The sequence below is a fragment of the Erwinia sp. genome (genome assembly GCF_049696395.1).
Taxonomy (GTDB): Bacteria; Pseudomonadota; Gammaproteobacteria; order Enterobacterales; family Enterobacteriaceae; genus Erwinia.
Genome location: NZ_JBAVTT010000099.1, coordinates 39723 through 46561 on the forward strand (window position 1 = coordinate 39723; position 6839 = coordinate 46561).

The 6839-nt window shown below is 51.9% G+C and carries 6 protein-coding genes and 1 other RNA gene; 3 read left to right on the forward strand and 4 right to left on the reverse strand.

All coding sequences use genetic code 11. The annotated features are described in order from the left end of the window. Positions 1-84: 84 nt before the first annotated feature. The gene (locus tag WCC56_RS12350) at positions 85-1131 is read right to left on the reverse strand and encodes a 3-deoxy-7-phosphoheptulonate synthase (protein WP_424692647.1); all 1047 of its coding nucleotides are present in this window, start codon (positions 1129-1131) and stop codon (positions 85-87) included. Between the two features lie 131 nt (positions 1132-1262). Next, on the reverse strand, positions 1263-2096 hold the full coding sequence (gene ppsR, locus WCC56_RS12355; protein WP_424692648.1) for a posphoenolpyruvate synthetase regulatory kinase/phosphorylase PpsR: 834 nt from the start codon (positions 2094-2096) through the stop codon (positions 1263-1265). A 472-nt stretch (positions 2097-2568) separates the two neighbouring features. Between ppsR and ppsA the strand changes: the two genes are divergently transcribed. Further along, the gene (gene ppsA / locus WCC56_RS12360) at positions 2569-4950 is read left to right on the forward strand and encodes a phosphoenolpyruvate synthase (RefSeq protein WP_424692649.1); all 2382 of its coding nucleotides are present in this window, start codon (positions 2569-2571) and stop codon (positions 4948-4950) included. A gap of 59 nt (positions 4951-5009) precedes the next feature. Here ppsA and rprA read toward each other — a convergent pair. After that, positions 5010-5119, reverse strand: an RNA gene (gene rprA / locus WCC56_RS12365) — antisense sRNA RprA. A gap of 108 nt (positions 5120-5227) precedes the next feature. On the opposite strand from rprA, the gene WCC56_RS12370 reads away from it, so the two are divergent. Beyond that, positions 5228-5392 carry a hypothetical protein gene (locus WCC56_RS12370; protein WP_424692650.1) on the forward strand — a complete coding sequence of 55 codons (165 nt, stop codon included), beginning with the start codon at positions 5228-5230 and terminating at the stop codon, positions 5390-5392. On the opposite strand, the gene ydiK is transcribed toward WCC56_RS12370, so the two are convergent. Then, positions 5377-6498, reverse strand: coding sequence for an AI-2E family transporter YdiK (gene ydiK, locus WCC56_RS12375; RefSeq protein WP_424692652.1), 1122 nt, complete (start codon positions 6496-6498; stop codon positions 5377-5379). The two genes, WCC56_RS12370 and ydiK, sit on opposite strands and share 16 nt — an antisense overlap. Before the next feature lie 221 nt (positions 6499-6719). Here ydiK and WCC56_RS12380 point away from each other — a divergent pair. Then, positions 6720-6839, forward strand: a 120-nt coding sequence (locus WCC56_RS12380) for a hypothetical protein (protein WP_424692653.1), incomplete at its 3' end; no start/stop codon positions are given.

The window sequence follows — 6839 nt, forward strand, 5'->3', positions numbered from 1 at the left end:
CGTCCTTGACCTTACAGCCTCAACCACGCGCTCTGTGCTGACGCCTTACCACCGCAGTCGTCCTTGACGTTGCAGCCTCAATCCTCAGAAGCGACAATCAACCGCCTCGGCCAGTTGCGCTAACACTTCTTCGCTGTCTTCCCAGCTCAGACAAGGATCGGTAATCGACTGGCCGTAAACCAGCGGTTTACCCGACTCAACCTTCTGTGTGCCCTCCTGCAGGAAGCTCTCAATCATCACGCCAGCTATCGCCCTTGAACCTTCGCAGATCTGCTGCGCCACTGAAGTCGAGACCGCTTTCTGAAGACGGTGCTGCTTCAGACAGTTGCCGTGACTGAAGTCGATCACCAGATTCTCAGGCAGTTTGAACTCGTGCAGGTTAGCTGCGGCTGCCGCAATGTCTTCTGCATGATAATTGGGCTGCTTACCGCCACGCATAATCACATGCCCGGAAGGATTGCCGCTGGTCTGGTAAATCGTCATCTGACCGTGCTTGTCCGGTGACAGAAACATATGGCTGGCTCTTGCGGCCCGGATCGCATCTACAGCAATCTGAATGTTGCCATCGGTGCCATTTTTGAAACCAACAGGGCAGGACAGGGCAGAAGCCATCTCGCGGTGGATCTGGCTCTCTGTGGTGCGGGCACCGATTGCGCCCCAGCTGATCAGGTCGGCGATAAATTGCCCTACGACCATATCCAGGAACTCAGTCGCGGTCGGCATGCCCAGAGCATTGATATCCAGCAACAGCTTACGGGCAATCTCAAGACCGTGATTTACCCGGAAACTGCCATCCAGATCCGGGTCAGAAATCAATCCTTTCCAGCCGACAACGGTTCGCGGCTTCTCAAAATAGGTGCGCATAACGATTTCAAGACGCGACTGATGCTTTTCTCTGAGGACAGTCAACTTGCGGGCGTAATCTACCGCCGCTTCAGGATCATGCAGGGAACAGGGGCCAATAATCACCAGCAGACGTGGATCTTCGCCGGAAAGAATACGGGCAATACGCTTACGGGAGTCGGTGACGTTGGCTGCGATGGCCGGGGTGATCGGGTGCCGTTTTGCCAGTTCATCAGGCGTAATCAGGCTCTCGATGCGCGCGGTCCGCAGTTCATCTGTTTTGTTCATAACCATCTCTAAATTTTTTTCTTCGCAGCGGCAGGAGTACCGGGAAGTGATGGCGATCACAATAAACCAACCAGCGCTGATTTCAACCGTAAACGCCCGTTAAACGGGCGTAACGCGATAAATATCACTGTTTAATACATTCGGCGGGTCAGTCCCATGATGTCGAGGATCTTGGTGGCGATCTCTTCTACCGAGTAATTGGTACTGTTGAGGTAACGAATTTGTGTGGTGCGGAATAGCGCCTCCACTTCTCCCACTTCAAGACGACACTGACGCATGGAGGCGTAATGCGTATTCTCGGCTCGCTCCTGACGAATGGCGGCCAGACGCTCCGGATCAATCGTTAACCCAAAACACTTGTTCTGGAAAGGCTTCAACGCGGGGGGCAACTTCAGGTTATCCATATCATCGGCAATGAAGGGATAGTTGGCAGCGCGAATCCCAAACTGCATGGCCAGATACAGACTGGTCGGTGTTTTACCACAGCGCGAAACGCCCAATAAAATCACCTGAGCGTCTTCCAGTCCGCGTAGAGAAATACCGTCATCATGCGCTAGCGTGTAATCGATGGCGGCGATTCGTGCATCGTACTTACCCAGATTGTTGGCTGTCAGACCGTGCGTACGGTTTGCCACGGGAGCAGGAGCAATGCCCAGCTCTTGCTGCAACGGCGCCACCAACGACTGAACAATATCCTGACAAAATCCGTCGCTCTGCAAAATGATCTCACGGATTTCTGGGGTCACGATTGAGATGAAGACCAGAGGACGCACGCCGCTTTTAACATATAAGGCATTGATCTGAGCCTTCACCGCCTGGGCCCGCTGTACGTTCTCAACAAAGGGAAGGGTCACGCTGTTAATGCCGACCGGAAACTGAGACAACACCGCATGACCAAGCACCTCTGCAGTGATCGCCGTGCCATCAGAGATATAAAAAACACTTCTTTCGCTGTTCACGTCCATTTTCACTCCAGAAACCACACATTATTTCAGACTAAATTAATCCACACCCAGAAAGCAAATAGTGATGTTGCCTGCAAAATAAAATAAACGCTCCATAAGATAATGATATGAACTTTTTATTTTTATAAACTCAAAGGAAAGCGAAAAATCGCAATTTATGAAATGACGTTTCCTTTTAGTATGCCTAAAAATAGCCCTTAGTTAAAAAATCATTCTAATTCTTCATCAAGGTTTGTTGCGCAAACCGTTTTCTCTGATAAAGAGAGAAGTGTGAGCAGGCTCATGAAAGATATAGAATTATCTTATTTAACGCGTTGCGCAACGCCACAAAAGACCGCGGAGTTTTCTTAAAATCACCTTTTTAATCAGCTTGATCGATTCAACAGTTTCTTTCCCACACCGTAATGTGCCAGGCTCAAACCGCACTACTCTGTCCTCATATTATTAATTAAATCTCAAAAGGATTGCTTCAATGTCCAATAAAGGCGAACTGCCGCTTGTGCTCTGGTATAACCAGCTTGGCATGAACGATGTTGATCGGGTGGGGGGCAAAAATGCTTCCCTGGGTGAAATGATTACTAATTTGTCCTCGCTCGGCGTTTCTGTACCGAACGGCTTTGCGACGACCTCAGATGCATTCAATCAGTTCCTCGATCAAAGCGGCGTCAATCAGCGTATCTACGATCTGCTGGATAAGACCGATATTGATGATATTGATGAACTGGGAAAAGCAGGCAAGCAAATCCGCCAGTGGATTGTGGAAACGCCTTTCCAGCCTGCGCTGGAACAAGCTGTACGTGAAGCTTACGAACAACTCTCCTCTGATGATGCGGAAGCGTCGTTCGCGGTGCGTTCTTCGGCCACGGCAGAAGATATGCCGGATGCCTCTTTCGCCGGTCAACAGGAAACCTTCCTGAACGTGCAGGGCTTTGAGGCGGTGCTGATCGCCATAAAGCATGTGTATGCTTCCTTATTTAATGACCGCGCAATCTCTTACCGCGTGCATCAGGGTTACGATCATCGTGGCGTTGCGCTGTCCGCCGGTGTTCAGCGTATGGTTCGTTCGGACCTCGGTTCCGCAGGCGTGATGTTTACCATTGATACCGAATCTGGTTTCGACCAGGTGGTGTTTATCACAGCGGCTTATGGCCTGGGTGAAATGGTGGTGCAGGGCGCAGTTAACCCTGATGAATTTTACGTGCATAAGCCTACGCTGGCTGCCGGACGCCCGGCGATCGTTCGCCGGAATATGGGGTCGAAAAAAATCCGTATGGTCTATGCCGACTCTCAGGAGCACGGCGAGCAGGTGAGGATTGAAGACGTTCCGGAAGAAGAGCGCGATCGCTTCAGCCTGACCAGTGAAGAGATCGAAGCCTTAGCGACTCAGGCGATGCTGATCGAGAAACACTACCAACGTCCGATGGATATTGAGTGGGCGAAAGATGGCCACACCGGCAAGCTGTTTATCGTGCAGGCTCGTCCTGAAACCGTGCGGTCGAACGGCCAGGTCATGGAGCGCTATACGCTGCAGGGCAAAGGGAAAGTGGTGGTGGAAGGGCGCGCAATCGGCCACCGTATTGGTGCCGGTGAAGTAAAAGTCATCCATGACATCAGCGAAATGAACCGCATTGAAAAGGGTGATGTGCTGGTCACCGACATGACCGACCCGGACTGGGAACCGATCATGAAGAAAGCCTCTGCCATCGTTACCAACCGGGGTGGCCGAACCTGCCACGCGGCAATCATCGCGCGTGAGTTGGGTATTCCTGCGGTAGTCGGTTGCGGCAACGCGACAGATATCCTGAAGGATGGCCATAAAGTGACGGTCTCCTGTTCAGAAGGGGATACCGGCTACGTCTATCAAGACCTGCTGGACTTCGAAGTTAAGAGCTCACAGGTCGATGAACTGCCCACTCTGCCGCTGAAAATCATGATGAACGTCGGTAACCCCGATCGTGCCTTCGATTTTGCCTGCCTGCCAAATGAAGGCGTGGGCCTTGCTCGTCTTGAGTTCATCATCAACCGGATGATCGGCGTGCACCCTAAAGCGCTGCTTGAGTTCGACCAGCAAGCGCCGGAGCTGCAAAAGCAAATCCGCTCGATGATGAAGGGCTTCGATGATCCGGTTGAGTTCTATATCGCTCGCCTGACTGAAGGGATCTCCACTCTGGGTGCAGCCTTCTCACCGAAGCGGGTCATCGTTCGTTTGTCCGATTTTAAAACAAACGAATACGCTAACCTGGTCGGTGGCGAACGCTACGAGCCAAAAGAAGAGAACCCAATGCTCGGCTTCCGTGGCGCTGGGCGTTATGTGGCCGACAGCTTCCGTGATTGCTTCGCCCTGGAGTGTGCAGCCGTCAAGCGTGTGCGTAACGATATGGGGCTGACCAACGTCGAAATCATGGTGCCGTTCGTGCGTACAGTGGCTCAGGCTAAAGCGGTGGTGGAAGAGTTAGGACGTCAGGGGCTTAAGCGTGGAGAGAATGGCCTCAAGCTGATCATGATGTGCGAAATCCCGTCTAATGCGCTGCTGGCAGACCAGTTCCTGCAATATTTCGACGGTTTCTCTATTGGCTCCAATGATATGACTCAGTTGACGTTGGGACTGGACAGAGACTCCGGCGTGGTTTCCGAACTGTTTGACGAGCGTGATGAGGCGGTTAAAGCGTTGCTTTCTATGGCCATCCGCGCGGCGAAAAAAGAAGGGAAATATGTAGGTATCTGCGGACAAGGTCCATCCGATCATGAAGACTTTGCAGCGTGGCTAATGGATGAGGGAATCGACAGTCTTTCTCTTAACCCAGATACGGTGGTTCAGACCTGGTTAAGCCTGGCGGAAATGCCTAAAAAGTAGCAGATTCGTCTGTGATAACACCAAAGGCCAGTTTATCTGGCCTTTTTGTTTTTCTACAGGCAAAAAAAAGCCCATCACATGGGATGGGCAAAGACTACACACAGCAATTCTTTACTTTACTCAGGGGAAAAAGGTTGTTTAGAAATCAGCAGTTTGATCGTAAACATGTGGTTCATACTATTCAGCCGGGCAGGGTGAGTCATTAAGAATCCTCTTATTAGTTTAAAACCCATAACCTTTTGTGACAGATTACGCCGAACCTCGCTGAGGAAACTGTATGTATCGTAATCAATTACCAGGCGTTATCTGCCAAAAGGGCAAAAATGACGCTTTTCTGGTAAAAAATCTTAATGAAAGTGATTTAAGACGTGACGCACATTTTTTTTACTGCGAAAGCGGCCAGACTGGCTGGCCGCAGAGGGAAGGTTATTTTGATGCCTGATCGTGTTCAATCTCAGCCAGCACTTCGACCACGGCCTGAGCGTCTTCTTCCGGGGCTGGGGCTTCATGTACCCAGACAGACACCAGACGATAAGAAACGGCCAGCACTACCGGGCCGATAAACAGGCCGATCATGCCGAAGGCAACCAACCCACCAATGACGCCTGACAGGATCAGGATCATCGGTAAATCAGCGCCCATCCGAATTAGCATCGGTCGCAGCACGTTATCCAGCGTGCCGACAACGCAACTCCAGACCAGCAGCACCGTTCCCCAGGTGGTGTCACCTGTCCAGTACAGCCAGACAATGGCCGGGATTAACACCACTAAGGGCCCCAGCTGAACCAGACAGGAGAGGATCATCACCACGGTCAGCACCGTGGCATAAGGAATGCCTGAAATAGCCAGACCAATGCCACCCAGCAAGCCCTGAACCAGCGCAGTCACCACCACGCCAAGGGCGACCGCGCGAATCGCCTGACCGGCCAACAGAACGGCCGCATCGCCCCGGCGGGAAGCCAGACGGAAAGCGAAGTGTCGGATACCATGGCCAACCTGTTCGCCACGCGCATACAACAGCACGCTGAATAACAGCATCAGACCCAGGTGCAGCATAAACCGCCCAAAATGCCCGGCCTGTGCAAACAGGAAACCGCTAGTGCGCCCGATATAAGGCTGCACTTTGGTCATCAGCGCACTTCCGCCCCCCTGCACAAGGTTGTGGTAAGCAGAAAATAACTTTTTACCGACCAGCGGGATGCTGTTCAGCCAGTGCATATCCGGCAGTTGAATATGGCCGGAAGAAGCCCAGGCAATGACAGGCCCGCTGCTGTCGATCAGGCTGTTCACCAGCACGGAGACAGGCAGCACAAACAGCAGGATCAGCAGCAGCGTCATGGCAATCACAGCCAGCGAACGACGCCCCCACAGCAGCCCCTGAAGTTTGATCATTAATGGCCAGGTGGCGATCACCACCATGCTTGCCCAGGCAAAGCCCAGCACGAAAGGCTGAACCACCCAGAAGCAGGCCACAATCATCAGGATGATAAACATCAGCGAGAAGACGATTTGCGGCAAATCCCAGCCTTTTTTTGGCACATTCTTTATGGTTGACACGGTAACCTCAGCGAGAAAAACAGACGGGACAGGTCAGGAAGACAGCTTGTCCTCCCGATCCCCTTAGCATGATGCATTAAACGCATTTTCGACAGAAACGGCACGCTATTCTTTTCAGCTATATTGTTGAGATCGCGACAGGTCATAAAAAAATGTGATAAAAACAGAGTCAGCAACAGCAATCGTTTACCCAACATTCTGGTCACCCGATAATGATCCCACAGATTTCCCAGGCGCCAGGCCTCGTTCAACTGGTGCTGAATTTTTTGCAGGCGTTAGAGCAGCAGGGTTTTAACGGCGATACCGCCACCAGCTATGCCGATCGTCTTACC